General features: G+C 67.0%; 14 protein-coding genes. 6 read left to right on the top strand and 8 right to left on the bottom strand.

What is annotated here, in order from left to right; translation table 11 throughout:
• The first annotated feature begins 50 nt into the window (after positions 1-50).
• Positions 51-497 (top strand): DoxX family protein, encoded by a 447-nt coding sequence (locus ACNQR1_RS06970; RefSeq protein ID WP_418045014.1) that lies wholly within the window; start codon positions 51-53, stop codon positions 495-497.
• Here the strand turns inward: ACNQR1_RS06970 and ACNQR1_RS06965 are convergent.
• Together ACNQR1_RS06965 and ACNQR1_RS06960 are read right to left on the bottom strand one after the other, a co-directional pair.
• Entirely contained in the window at positions 426-2,573 is a 2,148-nt protein-coding gene (locus ACNQR1_RS06965; RefSeq protein WP_418045012.1) for a S9 family peptidase, read from the bottom strand. The genes ACNQR1_RS06970 and ACNQR1_RS06965 overlap by 72 nt on opposite strands.
• Positions 2,570-3,457 carry a phosphoribosylaminoimidazolesuccinocarboxamide synthase gene (locus tag ACNQR1_RS06960; protein ID WP_418045010.1) on the bottom strand — a complete coding sequence of 296 codons (888 nt, stop codon included), beginning with the start codon at positions 3,455-3,457 and terminating at the stop codon, positions 2,570-2,572. The genes ACNQR1_RS06965 and ACNQR1_RS06960 overlap by 4 nt, the downstream gene beginning before the upstream one ends.
• A 30-nt stretch (positions 3,458-3,487) precedes the next feature.
• On the opposite strand from ACNQR1_RS06960, the gene ACNQR1_RS06955 reads away from it, so the two are divergent.
• Complete coding sequence (locus tag ACNQR1_RS06955; protein WP_418045008.1) at positions 3,488-4,111, top strand: hypothetical protein; 624 nt, start codon at positions 3,488-3,490, stop codon at positions 4,109-4,111.
• A 103-nt stretch (positions 4,112-4,214) separates the two neighbouring features.
• Complete coding sequence (locus ACNQR1_RS06950) at positions 4,215-5,114, top strand: DUF559 domain-containing protein (protein WP_418045006.1); 900 nt, start codon at positions 4,215-4,217, stop codon at positions 5,112-5,114.
• Here ACNQR1_RS06950 and ACNQR1_RS06945 read toward each other — a convergent pair.
• Genes ACNQR1_RS06945 through purB form a run of 3 tightly spaced genes read right to left on the bottom strand, consistent with a single transcriptional unit; the run spans position 5,059 to position 8,303 of the window.
• The gene (locus ACNQR1_RS06945; RefSeq protein ID WP_418045004.1) at positions 5,059-5,658 is read right to left on the bottom strand and encodes a DUF1707 SHOCT-like domain-containing protein; all 600 of its coding nucleotides are present in this window, start codon (positions 5,656-5,658) and stop codon (positions 5,059-5,061) included. The two genes, ACNQR1_RS06950 and ACNQR1_RS06945, sit on opposite strands and share 56 nt — an antisense overlap.
• Before the next feature lie 9 nt (positions 5,659-5,667).
• Positions 5,668-6,888: a cytochrome P450 gene (locus ACNQR1_RS06940; RefSeq protein WP_418045002.1), complete on the bottom strand. Its 1,221-nt coding sequence runs from the start codon at positions 6,886-6,888 to the stop codon at positions 5,668-5,670.
• The gene (gene purB, locus ACNQR1_RS06935; protein ID WP_418044999.1) at positions 6,885-8,303 is read right to left on the bottom strand and encodes an adenylosuccinate lyase; all 1,419 of its coding nucleotides are present in this window, start codon (positions 8,301-8,303) and stop codon (positions 6,885-6,887) included. Before purB ends, ACNQR1_RS06940 begins: the two co-directional genes overlap by 4 nt.
• 50 nt (positions 8,304-8,353) lie before the next feature.
• Between purB and relZ the strand changes: the two genes are divergently transcribed.
• Positions 8,354-10,069, top strand: a complete 1,716-nt coding sequence (relZ, locus tag ACNQR1_RS06930; RefSeq protein ID WP_418044997.1) for a bifunctional ribonuclease/(p)ppGpp synthase — start codon at positions 8,354-8,356, stop codon at positions 10,067-10,069.
• Here the strand turns inward: relZ and ACNQR1_RS06925 are convergent.
• Both ACNQR1_RS06925 and ACNQR1_RS06920 read right to left on the bottom strand, forming a co-directional pair.
• The gene (locus ACNQR1_RS06925; RefSeq protein WP_418044995.1) at positions 10,066-11,520 is read right to left on the bottom strand and encodes an APC family permease; all 1,455 of its coding nucleotides are present in this window, start codon (positions 11,518-11,520) and stop codon (positions 10,066-10,068) included. The genes relZ and ACNQR1_RS06925 overlap by 4 nt on opposite strands.
• A 10-nt stretch (positions 11,521-11,530) precedes the next feature.
• A complete protein-coding gene (locus ACNQR1_RS06920) occupies positions 11,531-12,169 on the bottom strand; it encodes a TetR/AcrR family transcriptional regulator (RefSeq protein WP_164480942.1) in 639 nt (212 codons plus the stop codon).
• A gap of 102 nt (positions 12,170-12,271) precedes the next feature.
• On the opposite strand from ACNQR1_RS06920, the gene ACNQR1_RS06915 reads away from it, so the two are divergent.
• On the top strand, positions 12,272-13,129 hold the full coding sequence (locus tag ACNQR1_RS06915) for an alpha/beta hydrolase (RefSeq protein WP_418044993.1): 858 nt from the start codon (positions 12,272-12,274) through the stop codon (positions 13,127-13,129).
• Here the strand turns inward: ACNQR1_RS06915 and purD are convergent.
• On the bottom strand, positions 13,126-14,400 hold the full coding sequence (gene purD, locus ACNQR1_RS06910; RefSeq protein WP_418044991.1) for a phosphoribosylamine--glycine ligase: 1,275 nt from the start codon (positions 14,398-14,400) through the stop codon (positions 13,126-13,128). The genes ACNQR1_RS06915 and purD overlap by 4 nt on opposite strands.
• Before the next feature lie 109 nt (positions 14,401-14,509).
• Here purD and ACNQR1_RS06905 point away from each other — a divergent pair, with 109 nt between their 5' ends.
• Positions 14,510-15,736 carry a cytochrome P450 gene (locus ACNQR1_RS06905; RefSeq protein WP_418050303.1) on the top strand — a complete coding sequence of 409 codons (1,227 nt, stop codon included), beginning with the start codon at positions 14,510-14,512 and terminating at the stop codon, positions 15,734-15,736.
• Positions 15,737-15,739: the final 3 nt, after the last annotated feature.

Genomic DNA, 15,739 nt, shown 5'->3' with positions numbered 1-15,739 from the left:
TAGATTGAGCGTAGCGTGGCGATCTAGACACTGACAAGATCGGAGCTGCGATGGCCGTCTTCCTGACCCTGATCCTGGGTAGCCTCACCGCCCGCGTGATCGGTCTGCTGGGCGTGGACTATCTCGACAGTTGGCCCGAGACCATCGCGGTCGGACTGGCCGCCATGTTCGTCATGACCGGCGTCGCACACTTCGTCAACCCACTGCGGCACGACATGATCGCGATCGTGCCGCCGTCGCTACCCGCGCCCGGCGTCCTCGTGACGGTCACCGGAGCGCTCGAACTGGCCGGTGCCGCGGGCCTGCTCTACCCGCCCACCCGGGTGGCCGCCGCGATCTGCCTGTTCCTGCTCATGCTGGCGATGTTCCCGGCCAACGTCTACGCGGCACGGATGCCGAACCCACCGAAGTCGATGACCTCGCGATTAGGTGTTCGGACCGCCGAAGAGGCTGTCTACCTGGCCGCTGCCGTAGTTGTCGCCATCGGCGGCAGCTAGCAGCCAGGCGTACTGGAACGCCGCTTCCTTCCACCGCTCGTAGCGTCCCGACAGACCGCCGTGACCGGCGACCATCTCGGTCTTGAGCAGTACGGGATGACCGTCGGTCTTCGTATGACGGAGTGCGGCAACCCATTTGGCCGGCTCGACGTAGTACACCCGGGTGTCGTTGAGCGAGGTCATCGCCAGGATCGCCGGATAGTCCTGCGCCGCCACATTCTCGTAGGGCGTGTAGGCCTTCATGTAGCGGTAGACCTCGGGGTCCTCCAACGGATTTCCCCACTCGTCCCACTCCGTGACCGTCAACGGCAGCGACGGATCCAGAATGGTCGTCAACGCGTCGACGAACGGCACCTGGGCCAGGATCCCGGCGAACAGCTCCGGTGCCATGTTGGCCACCGCACCCATCAGCAACCCGCCGGCGCTGCCTCCGAGGGCCACCAGGTTCTGCGGCCGGGTCACCCCGTCGTCGATGAGATGGCGTGCCGCGGCGATGAAATCGGTGAACGTGTTCGTCTTCTCCAGCAGCTTGCCGTGCTCGTACCACGGCCGGCCCAGCTCGCCGCCACCGCGCACATGCGCGATCACGAACACCATGCCCCGATCCAGCAATGACAACCGGGCGATCGAGAAGCGCGGGTCCTCACACGACTCGTAGGCACCGTAGCCGTAGAGCAGCGCCGGCGCCGGGAACATCAGCCCGGCCCGGTGAATGATCGAGACCGGTACCCGGGCCCCATCGGGTGCGGTCGCCCAATCCCGGCGCTCCACATAGTCTTCGGGCCGGTAGCCACCCAGCACCGGCTGTTCGCGCAGCAGCGTGCGCTCACCGGTCGCGAGGTCCAGGTCGTAGATCCGCGCCGGCGTGATGAACGAGGTCGCGCCGATCCGCAGCTTCGGCGTGGACCAGTTCGGGTTTCCGCCCATCCCGGCCGCGGTCAGCTCGGAATCGAAGGTCAGCTCCTCGCGCGTGCCGTAACCGTCTGCGGTGAGCGGCCACAGTGCCATCTTCGGCAATGCCTCACTGCGGTAACTGATCACCAGGAAGCCGTCGAACGCGTCGACCCCGTCCAGCCGCACGTCGGGCCGATGCTCGATCAGGGTGCGGAAATCGCTCGGGTCGTCGACCGGGGCGTCCACCAGCATGAAGTTCTCGGCACCGTCGTTGTGCAGGATCAGGAACCGGTCCTCGCCCCCGACCACGGCGTGCTCGACGGAGTACTCCACCAGGTCGCGGCGCCCCCACACCGTCGTGAATTCCGCTGTCGGGTCGTTGGCATCGATGTAGCGGACCTCGGTGGTGACGGCGCTGCCCGAGGCGACGAACAGGTACTTGTCGCTGCGGCTGCGCCCGATCGCGACCCAGAACCGCTCGTCGGGTTCGTGATACACCTTCTCCGACGGAAGACCGGATGCCAACCGGTGCCGCCACACGGTGTCGGGCCGCCAGGCGTCGTCGACCGTGGTGTAGTACAGCGTGCGGCTGTCGGCGGCCCAGGTGCCGCCGGCGCCGATCCCGGCGATCGTGTCGTCGTACAGCTCCCCGGTACGTAAATCCTTGAACTTCAAGGTGTATCGCTCGTCGCCCTTGACGTCGACCGAGTACGCCAGGATGTTGCCGTCCAGGCTCACCGTCGCGGCGCCGAGCGAGAAGTACTCGTGGCCATCGGCTTCGGCGTTCTCGTCGAGCAGAATCTGCTCACCGGGGATCTCGGCGCCCTCGTCCAGCGCGGGTGGCGTCCAGTCCTCGGGATCGCCGATCGGGCAACGGCAGTGCACCGCATACTGCTTGCCCTCGAAGCTGCGCGCGTAATACCACCAGCCGGCCCGGCGCATGGGCACCGACAGATCCGTCTCCTTGGTGCGCGCCTTGATCTCGTCGAAGATCTTCTGCCGCAACGGCTCCAGATGGGAGGTGGACACCTCGGTGTAGGCGTTCTCGGCCTCCAGGTGCGCGATCACCTCAGGGTTGTCCTTGTCGCGCAACCATTCGTAGGGGTCGATGAACACGTCACCGTGATGCTCGCGGCGATGGTTGCCGCGCTTGGCGACCGGTGGCTGTGCCGACTGTGTCATGCGCCGATCCAATCGTCGAACCGAAGGCCCGAAATCCGTTCGTACGCCTCGATGTACCGGGCCCGGGTGGCCGCCACGATCTCCTCGGGCAACGGCGGCGGCGGAGCGTCTCCGTGCCGGTCCCAGCCCGAGTCAGGGCCGGTCAGCCAGTTACGGACGAACTGCTTGTCGAAGCTGTCCTGGACCACACCCTGCTGATAGGTCTCGGCGCGCCAGTACCGGGACGAGTCCGGGGTGAAGACCTCGTCGGCGAGCACCACGTTGCCGTGCGCGTCGACGCCGAACTCGAACTTGGTGTCGGCGATGATGATGCCCTTGGTCAAGGCGTGGTCCGCACCTTGGATGTAGGTCTGCAGCGTGCGTTCCTTCAGCTGGTTGGCCAGCGCCGGCCCGACCAGCTCGATCACGTGGGAGAACGAGATGTTCTCGTCGTGCTCGCCGATGTCGGCCTTGGTCGCTGGGGTGAACAGCGGCTCGTCGAACTTGCTCGCCTCACCGAGCCCCGACGGCAGCGGGATGCCGCACACCGAACCCGACGCCTGGTAGTCGAGCAGCCCCGAGCCGGTCAGGTAGCCGCGGGCCACACACTCCACCGGCAGCATCTTCAGTTGCTTCACCACGAGCGCGCGGCCCAGCACCTCGGCGGGGATGCGCTCGTCGTCCGGCGGTCCGGCCAGGTGGTTGGGCGCGCTGATCAGGTCGAAGAAGAACACGCTCATCGCCGTCAGGATCCGGCCCTTGTCCGGGATCTGCGAGTCGAGGACGTAGTCGTAGGCCGAGATGCGGTCGGATGCCACGAACAGCAGGTGCTCGTCGTCGATGCGGTACAACTCGCGGACTTTGCCGCTGGCCAGGTGCTGGTAGTCGGACAGAGCAGGACGCATTGGGCCAGCCTATGTGTTGGGATCGGTTTCATGAGATCGCGGTACCTGCCCTATGCCAGCAGACCCGGCCGCTTGTTGGCCCAGTTGTTCAGCGACGTGGCCGTCATCACGTGGATCGCGGTGTGGATATTGGTCGGGATCGCCGTGCATTCGGCGGTGGCGACCATCGCCGAGGTCGGCAGGCAGGTCCAGAACGGGGCCAATGGGGTTGCTGACAACCTGGGTTCCGCTGGTGACAGCACCGATCACGTTCCCCTCATCGGCGACACGTTGAGCAAGCCGCTGCGCGCTGCCAGTGACGCGGCCCTCGACATCGCCGGTGCGGGTGCCAACCTGGACAGCACGGCGAGCTGGCTGGCCTGGGTGCTGGCCCTGGCGGTGGCCGCCGCGCCGATCCTGTTCGTGGCGATGCCGTGGCTCTATCTACGGGTGCGGTTCTTCCGGCGCAAGTGGACCGCGATCACCCTGGCCTCGACCGCGGCCGGCGAACAGCTGCTGGCGCTGCGGGCGCTGGCCAACCGCCCGCTGGCCAAGCTCACCGCGGTATCCGATGACCCCGTCGGAGCGTGGCGCAGTCAAGACCAGCGGGCGATTCGCGGCCTGGCCGCCCTCGAGCTGCGTTCTGCGGGCATGCGCCTGCGCCGCATCGAGTAGTAACCCCCAGCGATTTGTGCACCTCCAGCGGCGCCCACCGCCGGTCGCGGTGCACAAATCACTGGGTGGGGAACCGTTTGGCGGGGATCTCCGTCCAAACTGCGTGCTTGAAGACTTTCTGCGTGATCACGACGGGGTGATCACCCTGGCCCAGGCCAAGCAGGCTGGGCTGAGCCAAGACGCAGTGAACCGGCGAGTGACGTCCGGACGCTGGCTGCGCTGCTCACGCGGCGTCTACTTCGCCGACGACCGACCGTTCACCGATGCCGCACGAACCCGCGCGGCGGTGTGGTCGCTTGGCTCCAGCGCCACAGCCAGCGGGCTCGCCGCAGCGTGGTGGCACGGGGTCACGAAGTATGCGCCTGAAACCATCGAGGTCACCGTCCCCAAGGTCAGCAATTTCCGGCGGAGGCACGCCGTCCGCATTCGCCGGCGTGATCTCGATCCGCACGACGTCGTGGAACGCCGGGGGCTGCGAGTCACCGCCCTGGCGCTGACCGTGGTCGAAGCGGCGGCCCGGCGAGGTGGCGGCGCCAAGCTCATGGACAGCGCGTTGCAGCGCCACACCCAACTGCGCGACCTGTGGCGGGCGCATCTGCGCAACACGGGCAGGCATGGCTCGCCCGCTGCCCGCAGGCTGCTCCTCGCCGCGGCCGACGGAGCGCGCTCCGAAGCCGAACGTCGGCTGATCAAGCTGCTCAGAGAAGCTCAGATGACGGGGTGGAGGGCCAACTACCGGCTGGGGCGGTACGTGATCGACGTAGCTTTCCCCGCCAACAAAATCGCGATCGAAACCGACGGCTGGGCATTCCACAGCGATCAAGAGGATTTCCAGCATGACCGCGTCAGGCAGAACGAGATCGCACTGATGGGCTGGCAGGTGCTGCGATTCACCTGGCTGGATCTGACCGAGTATCCGCAGCGGGTGATCGCCGAGATCCGTTTCGCTATCGAGTGCCGTTCAGGCGCTTCAGCCAGCTTCCGAACGGATGCCGCACGGTGACCGAACCCATCCGGACACGGCCACGCGCGACGAGGTGCAGCTGATCCGACGGCGGGCTGGTACGCACCTTGACCGTGGAGCTGCCTGCGATCGCGTTGACGTTGTTGAGATCGGCTGTCGCCGAGGCAGGCACGATGAGCTCGGTCGCGCTGCAGTAGTCGTCGATGACGATCTCGACCACGGGGCCGGACAGAACGGCCGAGGTGAAGTCGAGGGTCGTGCTGCACAGCCGGGTGTTGAGGTGCAGGGCCGGCGCGACCCGCCACTGTCCACGCCGCACGATCGAGGACATCCAGCCGCGCAGTTCCTCGGGCGCCGCTGCCGGAAAGTGCGATGTCGGGGCCACCGGGGGCAACGCCATCGGCAGGTCCGCCACCACCGCGCCCAGCTCGCCACGGGTCCGCGCAGCCAGCGCGGCGTCGTAGCGCTCGCTGAACTCGTCGAGCGTGATCATGCCTTCGGCTACCGCGCGTTCGAGCAGTTGTCCCACCTTCGCGCGCTCGGCGTCTGAGACTCGGAGATGGTCGTTCGGGCCGGAGTCCATGTCCCGAGGTTAGGCGAGTTCCACCACCAGATGCCGGATGCCGGTGTGCCGGTTGCTGCGGGTCCATTCGACGGGCTTGACCAAGCGGGCCGACGAGAATCGCTGAAGTACTTCCTCGAACAGCACCCGCAGCTCCAGCCGGGCCAGGTTGGCGCCCAGGCAGTAGTGGATGCCGTAGCCGAAACCCAAGTGTGGGTTGGGCTTACGGGTGATGTCGAAGGTGTCGGGCTCGGAGAACACCAACCCGTCGCGGTTCGCCGACCCTTCCCAGACCTGCACCTTCTGCCCGGCCTCGATGTCACAGCCGCCCAACGTCACCGCTCGGGTCGCGGTGCGGCGTTTGGACGGTGACGGCGAGGTCCAGCGCACCATCTCCTCGATCGCGGTCGGCAGTTCGCCGAGATCCTCACGCAACAACGCCATCTGCGAAGGGTTTTCGATCAGGGCCAGCAGCCCGCCCGCCACCGAGTTGCGGGTGGTCTCGGCACCGGCGCTGAACAGCAGGCTGAAGAACAGGTACAGCTCCAGATCAGACAGCGGCGCGGCTTCGTCATCGCGGAATGCGTTGGCCACCACCGAGAGCATGTCGTCGGTCGGCTCGGCGCGTTTGGCGGCGATGAGCTCTTGGCCGTAGGTGTACATCCGCGAGCCGGCTTCTTCGGCCGACATCTGTGCCATGGCCGCCGACCGCGAGCCGCCGAAGTCGAACTGCGGCTCGATCGCGTGGAACAGCCAATGCCGTTCGGATTCAGGCACTCCCAGCAGGATGCAGATCATCTGCATGGGCAGCTCGGCGGCCACGTCGACCAGGAAATCGAACCCCACGCCGGGCTCGATCCCGTCGAGCAACCGCCGCGTCCGGGCCCGCAGGTCGTCTTCGACCCGGCGGATCATCCGTGGGGTCAGCCCGGAGCTGACCAGTCGCCTGATCTCGGAGTGTCTCGGATCGTCCATCATGTTGAGCACCTGCCCGGCGATGGCCAGGTCCTGCAACAGTGTGCCGCCGTAGGGCCGGGTGCCGCCGGTCACCGAGGAGTAGGTCTCCGCATCCCGAAGCACCGCAAGGGTTTCGGCGTGAGTGGCCACCGACCAGAACCCTTCGCCATCCGGCGTGTGTTCGGTGGGTTCGTGCCAGTACACCGGGGCCTCGCGGCGGTGCGCGGCGAACAATTCGTGCGGGAAACCGGCAGCGAAGTTGTCCAGGTCGGTGAGGTCGGCCGCCAAACTCACAAGATGGCGCCCGAGGTGTACTTGGCGGCTTCGGGGTAGCGGCTGACCAGCTCGTCGACGGCCGCGACGACACCGTCGACCTGGGCGCCTGCGGCTCCGGTGAAGGCCTGCTTGTCGGCCAGCGCGGCTTCCAGGGCTGCCCGGTCCAGCGGCAGCCGCGGGTCGGCGGCCAGCCGGTCCAGCAGGTCGGGTTCCAGGCCGCGCTCACGCATGTCCAGCGCGACGGCGACGGCGTGTTCCTTGATCACCTCGTGCGCGGTCTCGCGGCCCACGCCCGCGCGCACCGCGGCGATCAGGATGCGGGTGGTCGCCAGGAACGGCAGGTACCGGTCCAGCTCACGCTGGATCACCGCCGGGTAGGCGCCGAACTCGTCGAGCACGGTCAGGAAGGTCTCGGTCTGCCCGTCGACGGCGAAGAACCCGTCCGGCAGCGCCACGCGGCGCACCACCGAGCAGAACACGTCGCCCTCGTTCCACTGCGCACCGGCCAGCTCGGCGGCCATCGAGGCGTAGCCGCGCAGCACCACCTGCAGGCCGTTGACCCGTTCACACGACCGGGTGTTCATCTTGTGCGGCATCGCCGAGGACCCGACCTGACCGGGCGCGAAGCCTTCGGTGACCAGCTCGTGGCCGGCCATCAGCCGGATGGTGTGGGCCAGCGACGACGGCCCGGCACCCACCTGCACCAGCGCCGAGAGCACGTCGTGGTCCAGCGAGCGCGGGTATACCTGCCCGACGCTGGTGAAAACCTCTGTGAACCCCAGGAATTGGGCGACACGCCGTTCCAGCTCGGCGAGTTTGGCCGTGTCCCCGTCGAACAGGTCGAGCATGTCCTGGGCCGTGCCCATCGGGCCCTTGATGCCGCGCAGCGGGTAGCGGTCGATCAGTTCGCGCAGCCGGGTCAGGGCCAGCAGCGTCTCTTCGGCCGCCGAGGCGAACCGCTTGCCCAGCGTGGTGGCCTGGGCGGCCACATTGTGCGACCGGCCCGCCATCACCACGTCGCGGTAGACGACGGAGCGTTCGGCCAGCCGGGCCACCACCGCGACGCCGTGGGCGAACACCAGCTCAAGGGAGCGGCGGATCTGCAGTTGTTCGACGTTCTCGGTGAGGTCGCGGCTGGTCATGCCCTTGTGGACGTGCTCGTGGCCGGCCAGTGCGTTGAACTCCTCGATGCGCGCCTTGACGTCGTGGCGGGTGACGCGCTCACGGGCCGCGATCGAGGCGAGGTCGACGTTCTCCAGGACGCGCTCGTAATCGTCGACGACGCCGTCGGGCACCGAGACGCCCAGCTCGGCCTGCGCACGCAGCACGGCGAGCCAGAGTCGGCGTTCGGCGACGATCTTGGCCTCCGGCGACCAGATCGCGACCATTTCGTCGCTGGCGTAGCGGTTGGCCAGAACATTCGGGATCGTCACGAACACACAGCTTACGGCCCGGGCCGCGGTACCAATGAGACAGTGGACGGATGTACTTCGTCGGGCTCGACCTTGCGTGGGGCGAGAAGAATCAGACGGGAGTGGCTGCCATCGACTCCGGTGGGCGGGTCCTCCACGTCGGTGTGGCGCAGGACGACGACGATATCGCGGCGGCCATAGAGCCCTACGTCAGCGGCGATTGCCTGGTCGCCATCGACGCGCCGCTGATCGTGAAGAACCCGACGGGCCACCGGCCGTGCGAGCGGGACCTCAACCGGGACTTCCAGCGGTTCGACGCCGGCGCACGCCCGGCCTTCACCGAACGGCCCGAGTTCAAGCATCCCCGTGGCGCACGCATCGCGTCGTCGCTGGGCCTCGACATGGATCCGGCGTCATCGTCGAACCGGCGGGCGATCGAGGTTTATCCGCACCCGGCGAGCGTCGTGCTGTTCGGGCTCGACAAGACCCTGAAGTACAAGCGCGGCGCGTTCGGCGACCGTCAGCGCGAACTGCTGAGGTTGATGACGTTCATCGAGGAGCTCGACGGGGCGACGCCGCGGCTGCGGGCGAACCGCAATGTCAGTTGGGTGGAGCTTCGCAAGCGGATAGAGGCCGCCACCCGGCCGGGGCAACTCGACCGTGACGAGGATCCGGTCGACGCGCTGCTCTGCGCATACATCGCGCTGTACTGGTATCACCGGCCCGAGGATGTGACGATCTACGGCGACTTCGCCTCGGGTTACATCGTCACGCCGTCTCTGCCCGCGGCCCGGCTGCCGCGGCCTCGGCCCGCACCGGTCCGCCAGGCGCCACCGTCGAGCGCCGTCGCCGAGTACGCCGCCCGCCGCCCGGACCTGGTGGCCGCCACCGAGCAGTACCTCAAACTGGTCACCAGCCTGCTCGACGAAGCGGGCATCAACTACCTCAGTATCACGGCCCGCACCAAGAGCGTCGATTCGTTCGCCATGAAAGCCAATCGTCGTGCGCCCGACGGCACGCCGATGTACACCGATCCGCTGGTGGAGATCACCGACCAGGTGGGCCTGCGCGTCATCACCTATCTGCGTGAGGATGTCGACGCGGTCGCCAACCTGCTGGCCGAGGAGATGCGTCTGCTCGACGACCAGGACATGGGCCTGCAGACCGCCCGTCAGGGCCGGTGGGGATATGCGAGCCGGCATCTGCTGTTCGGGGTCGAAGGCGAACAGTATCCGGCGTCCATCCAGGTGCGCACCGTGCTGCAGCACGCGTGGGCCGAGTTCGAACACGATGTGCGGTACAAGGGTTCGATACCGGCCGAGCACGTCAGCGAACTGGACCGCCGGTTCACGTTGGCCGCCGGCCTGCTGGAGTTGGCCGACCGCGAGTTCACCGAGATCCGGGAACGGCTGCGACTCACCATGACCGACGAGGAGGAGGTCAAGTTCGGCTCCTCGGACGCGCGCATCGCCACGCCGGTGCTGGCCACCTATCTGGGCATCCGCTTCCCCGATGCCGGCTGGTCGCGCACAGACCACTACAGCTGGATCTCGGGGTTGCTGCTCGAGCTCGGCATCACCTCACTGGATACGCTGACGGGCGTGCTGGATTCGGTGGACACCGACGAGATCAACCGGCTGATGGACTACCGGTACCCGCCGGGCGCGGTCCGCCGCCTGGACGACGCGTTGCTGGCCGTGTTCGATGACCGCTACATCGAACTGCACGGCAATGCCCACCGGATCGCTCTGCTGCAGAACCGGATTGAAAAGCTGCGTAAAGACTAGGGCGCGTCGGCGAGATGGGTCGGGTCGGTGATCCCGGGCCCGGTGATACCGAGTTGCTTGTTGATCATCTTGGTGATCACGAAGAGCACCACTCCGGTTGCGACCAACGCCAGCGCCAGCACGTACTGCACGGCCGGCCGCCCCGACGTCGGCAGTACCAGATACAGCGAGGCGATGAAGCCGATGACGGGCAGCACGGTCGGGGTCTTGAAGTGCCCGCCCTCTTTTCGGACATCGCGACGCAGTACCAGCACCGCGACATTGACCACTGAAAAGACTGCGAGCAGCAGCAGTGAGGTCGTGCCGCCGAGGATCGCGACGGTGTCGCCACTTGCGAACGCCGACACGTAGAAGATCAACCCGAATGCGATGAGGGTGGTGAAAACGATTGCCACCCATGGCGTGTGCCGCTTCGGGTGCACCGTACCGAGCACTGGGGGCAACACGTGCTGGCGGGCCATGCCGTAGATCAGGCGACTGGCCATCAACATGTTGATCAAGGCGGTGTTGGATACCGCGAACATCGAGATGATGGGCAGGATGTTCGAGAACGGGAGCCCCGGCGCGGCGGCCTCCATCACCTTCACCAGCGGAGAGGAGTCGGACTCGGCGAGCGTTCCGACCGGCACCAGCGCGACCGCGATGACGGCAACCACGACGTAGACCAGGCCGGCGATACCCAGACCCGACAACAACACCTTGGGGAAGATCCGCACCGGATCCTTGGTCTCCTCCGCCATGTTGACCGAGTCCTCGAATCCGACCATCGCGAAGAAGGCCAGCGACGTCGCCGCGGTGACCGCGACGAAGGCATTCTTCTCCCCGGAGGTGTCGAATGCGACGACGCGGGAGAAGTCGACCTCCACCCCGCTGACGATCGCCCACAATCCCACGGCGACCACGAGCACCAGACCGGTGATCTCGATGAACGTCAGAACGACGTTCAGCTTGACGCTTTCACTGACGCCGCGCAGATTCACCGCGGCGATCAAAGCCATGAACAGAAGCGCCAGGAGGATGACGCCGACCACCTTGAGGTGGGCGACGTGATCGGTGAAGAACTGCCCGAAGTTGACTTCTATCGCGTCGAAGAAGCTGATCGCGAAGAACCGCGAAGCCGTTGAGGCCGAGGTGATTCCGGAGCACATCACGATGAACGCCACCAGGAAGGTGACGAAGTGGACTCCAAATGCCTTGTGCGCGTACAGCGCTGCACCCGCAGCCTGTGGATACTTGGTGACCAGCTCGAGATAGCTGAACGCCGTGATGGTGGCGATCAGGAACGCCGCGAGGAACGGGACCCACGCGGCGCCGCCCACCTCCTTGGCGACCTGCCCCGTCAGCGCATAGACACCCGTACCGAGGATGTCGCCGACGACGAACAGCAGTAACAGTCCGGGCCCCATCACCCGCTTGAGCTGTGGCTCCTCCGCGGTTGCGGGTTGCGACATTCCCCCTCCTTCAGCCGGTCAGACGCGTACCCGCCCGTTCGTCGACGGGCGCCAGCACGTCGATGACGTCGATCAACGTGGCGCGGGCACTGGCTCTGGGCCCTTCCCCTTCGTCGACCAACGATGCCACGACTGCCCCGTCCACCGCACGCACAAGCGCGGTGACGAGTTCGGCCCGCACCGAGCGGCCCGACCGTTCGACCACCTCGACCACCGCATCGGTGCGCTGTTGCAGGATCCGACGCTGAACATCGCGCAGCCCGGGCTGCCGGGCGCAGGCGATGTAGCGCTCGTAGCGCGAGATCAACTCTTCCGTTCCGTGTCGCTCCGGAGACTCTCCGAGCAACAGATCGACGAGAACGTCGGCGGTCGATTCGGCACCGCGGCGGCGCCGCGAGAGCGCCGCCACACCGGCGCTGAGTTGTTCGGCTTCTCGGGTTCCGATGTACTCGACGGCCTTCGCGATGAGGTCGTCCAGTGAGGAGAAGTAGTACGTCGTCGAGGCCAGCGGGAGGCCGGCGCGACGGGCGACTGCACGGTGCCGGACGGCGTCGAAACCGCCTTCGCAGAGCAACTCAGCGGCCGCCCTGACGAGGGCGTACCGCCGACGCTCCCCTTTAGGAGTGACCGCTGCCGTCACCTTCCACATGCTGCCAGCCGGGCCCTCTCCACATCGGGCTTTCGGTCAATCATCAGGCTTTACTCAGGTTTTTCCGGAGTGTCGGCGATGGCCCGAGAATGCCACCGGCGGATGCCATTGTCGGGCGATGGCAAGATGGCCCGCATGCCCAACTTGACCCGTCGCGCAGTCCTGCGCCTCGGCCTCGGTGCGGCTGCCGGCGCCGCCGGTGCTGTAGCCCTCGCCTCCGCCCCTGTCTCCCCGGCCAGCCCCGCGGCCGCACCGACGTTCTCCAGCGGCTCGTTCCCGTCCGCCGCGCGTGGCGGGACGAACACCAACTGGGCCATCGCGCGCCCACCCGGTCAAACTGGCAAACTCCGCCCGGTGATCGCCCTGCACGGCAAAGGGGAGGATGCCGCCGGCGTGATGGCCGGCGGAGTGGAACAGGGCCTGGCCGAGGCGGTGGCGGCCGGACTACCGCCGTTCGCGGTGGTCGCCGTTGACGGGGGCGGAAGTTATTGGCACAAACGCGCATCCGGTGAGGACTCGGGCGCGATGGTGCTCAACGAGCTGATCCCGATGCTCACAGACCAGGGTCTGGACACCTCGCGGGTCGGGTTCCTGGGTTGGTCGATGGGTGGCTACGGCGCGCTGTTGCTGGGTTCGCGGCTCGGCCCGGCGCGCACCGCGGCGATCTGCGCGGTCAGCCCGGCACTGTGGACATCATCGGGAGCCGCCGCACCCGGGGCCTTCGACAGCGCGTCCGATTACGCCGCCAACAGTGTCTGGGGCCAGCCCGCGCTGGGGTCGATCCCGATCCGGATCGATTGCGGCAACAGTGATCCGTTCTATTCGGCCACCAAACAGTTCATCGGCCAGCTGCCCAATCCCCCGGCAGGCGGCTTCTCCCCCGGCGGGCACGACGGCAGCTTCTGGAGTTCGCAGCTGCCCGCCGAGATCGCCTGGATGGCGCCGCTACTGGTCGCCTAGCCGTTCAGGGTGATGTGCCCTTCTGCGGCGGCCAGTCCGATATCGCTGCGGAAGTGGCTGCCCGGCAACCTGATCGACTTGGCGAGCGCGTAAGCCGCGTCGCGAGCCGCGGGCAGGTCCGCCCCGGTGCCGACCACCGAGAGCACCCGACCGCCCGAGGACACGATCTCGCCGTCTTCGCGGCGCGCGGTGCCGGCGTGCAGGACGCCATCGGCTTCCGATCCGTGAATGACGTCGCCGACACGCGGCCGGCCCGGGTAGTTCTCCGCGGCGACGACAACCGTCACGGCGTAGCCGTCCTGCCACTGCAGCTCGCCGAATGAGGCGAGCTCGCCGGTGGCCGCGGCGTTCAGCAGCTGCCCCAGCGGTGAATCGAGCAGGGCGAGAACCGATTGCGTCTCCGGATCGCCGAAGCGACAGTTGAACTCGACCACAGCAGGACCGTTCGAGGTGATCGCCAAGCCGGCGTAGAGCAGTCCCGAGAATGAGCTGCCACGCGCAACCAGTTCTGCCGCAACAGGTTTGACCACCTCATCGACGATCTGGCCTTTGACCGAGTCCGGCAGCCAGGGCAATGGCGCGTAGGCACCCATGCCGCCGGTGTTGGGCCCCGTGTCTCCGTCGCCGACCCGCTTGAAGTCCTGCGCCGGCAGCAGGGGCACCACCGTGGCACCGTCGACCACGCAGAACAGCGACACTTCGGGACCGTCGAGGAACGACTCCAGCAGCACCGGATGCCCGGAGTCGAGCAGGCCGGCGGCGTGGGCGCGCGCGGCGTCCCGATCGGCGCTGACCACGACACCCTTGCCCGCGGCCAGCCCGTCGTCCTTGACCACCCAGGCGGCCTGGCCGGCGGGCGGGCCGAAGCGGTCCAGCGCCGCGTCGAGGTGAGCCGGGTTGTCGACGATCTCACTGCTCGCGGTGCGCACGCCGGCGGCGGCCATGACGTCCTTGGCGAAGGCCTTCGAACCCTCGATCCGGGCGGCGTCTTTGCTGGCGCCGAAGCAGGCGATGCCTGCGGCCCGCACGGCGTCGGCCACACCGAGCACCAACGGGACCTCGGGGCCGATCACCACGAGGTCGCTCTGGAGGCGCTGGGCCAACTTCACCACGGCCTCACCGGAGGTGATGTCGACGTCGTACTGATCGGCGAGGGACTGGGTACCGGCGTTGCCGGGGGCCACCGCCAACTCCTCCACCTGCGGATCGCGGCGCAGGGCCAGCAGCAGGGCGTGTTCACGGGCACCGGATCCGATAACGAGGACGCGCACGGACGTAGCGTAGCGGGAAACCTCCGGGCATACACTTGACGCCACAGTGTATGGTCGAACGCAGGAATGTGCTTGCCGTCACATGAGGAGATGATCCGGCTTGACCACCATGAGCGCCTGCCCGTTCGGCGCGGGTTACGACTTCACCGATCCCGACGTCCTGCTCCGCGGAATCCCCGTCGAAGAGTTCGCCCAACTGCGGAAAACCGCACCGGTGTGGTGGAACGAGCAGGGCGAGTCGATCTTCAATGACGGCGGCTACTGGGTGATCACCCGCCACGAGGACATCAAGGCCATCTCCCGCAACGGCGGCGACCTGTGGTCCACCAACGCCAAGGGCGCGGTCATGCGGCTGCCGGACAGCGTCACCGCCGAACAACTCGACCTGACCAAAGCCCTGCTGATCAACCACGACGCCCCCGAGCACACCCGGCTGCGCAAACTGGTGTCGCGGCTGTTCACCCCACGCTCGGTGGCGGTGCTCGAGGAGAAGCTCGCGGTAGCGGCCCACGACATCGTGGCCAAGGCAGCCGAGAAGGACACCGGCAATTTCGTCGACGACATCGCGGTCGGTCTGCCGCTGCTGGCAATCGCCGACCTCATCGGCGTTCCCGAGGAAGACCGGGAGAAGGTGTTCAACTGGTCCAACGCGATCATCAACACCGACGACCCCGATTTCGACGCCGATCCGACGATGGCCAACGCCGAGCTGATGGGCTACGCCTACAACATGGCCGAGCAGCGACGCCAGTGCCCGGCCGACGACATCGTGACGCGCCTGGTGCAGGCCGACATCGACGGAGAAGCGATCACCGAGGTGGAGTTCGCCTTCTTCGTGATCCTGCTGGCCGTCGCCGGCAACGAGACCACCCGCAACGCCATGACCCACGGCATGAACGCGTTCCTCGAAAACCCGGACCAGTGGGAGCTTTTCAAGCGCGAAAGACCAAAGACCGCGGTCGACGAGATCATTCGCTGGGCCACCCCGGTGCACTGTTTCCAGCGGACGGCGTTGGCCGACATCCAGATCGGCGACGTCACCGTGAAGGCCGGTCAGCGCGCCGGGCTGTTCTACAGTTCCGCCAACTACGACGAAGAGGTCTTCGACAAGCCCTTCGACTTCAACATCCTGCGCAACCCCAACCCGCACCTGGCCTTCGGCGGCAACGGCGCACACTTCTGCATCGGCGCCAACCTGGCGCGGATGGAGATCAACCTGATGTTCAACCAGATCGCCGACCAGATTCCCGACATCACCAAACTGGGCGAGCCGCAACGTCTGCGGTCCGGATGGATCAACGGCATCAAGGATCTTCCGGTCTCCTACCGCGGCTGATCG

It is taken from the genome of Mycobacterium sp. 48b (genome assembly GCF_048282725.1).
Taxonomy (GTDB): Bacteria; Actinomycetota; Actinomycetes; order Mycobacteriales; family Mycobacteriaceae; genus Mycobacterium.
The sequence above is the reverse complement of the archived record's forward strand: the minus strand, read 5'-3'. Positions and strand labels throughout refer to the sequence as shown.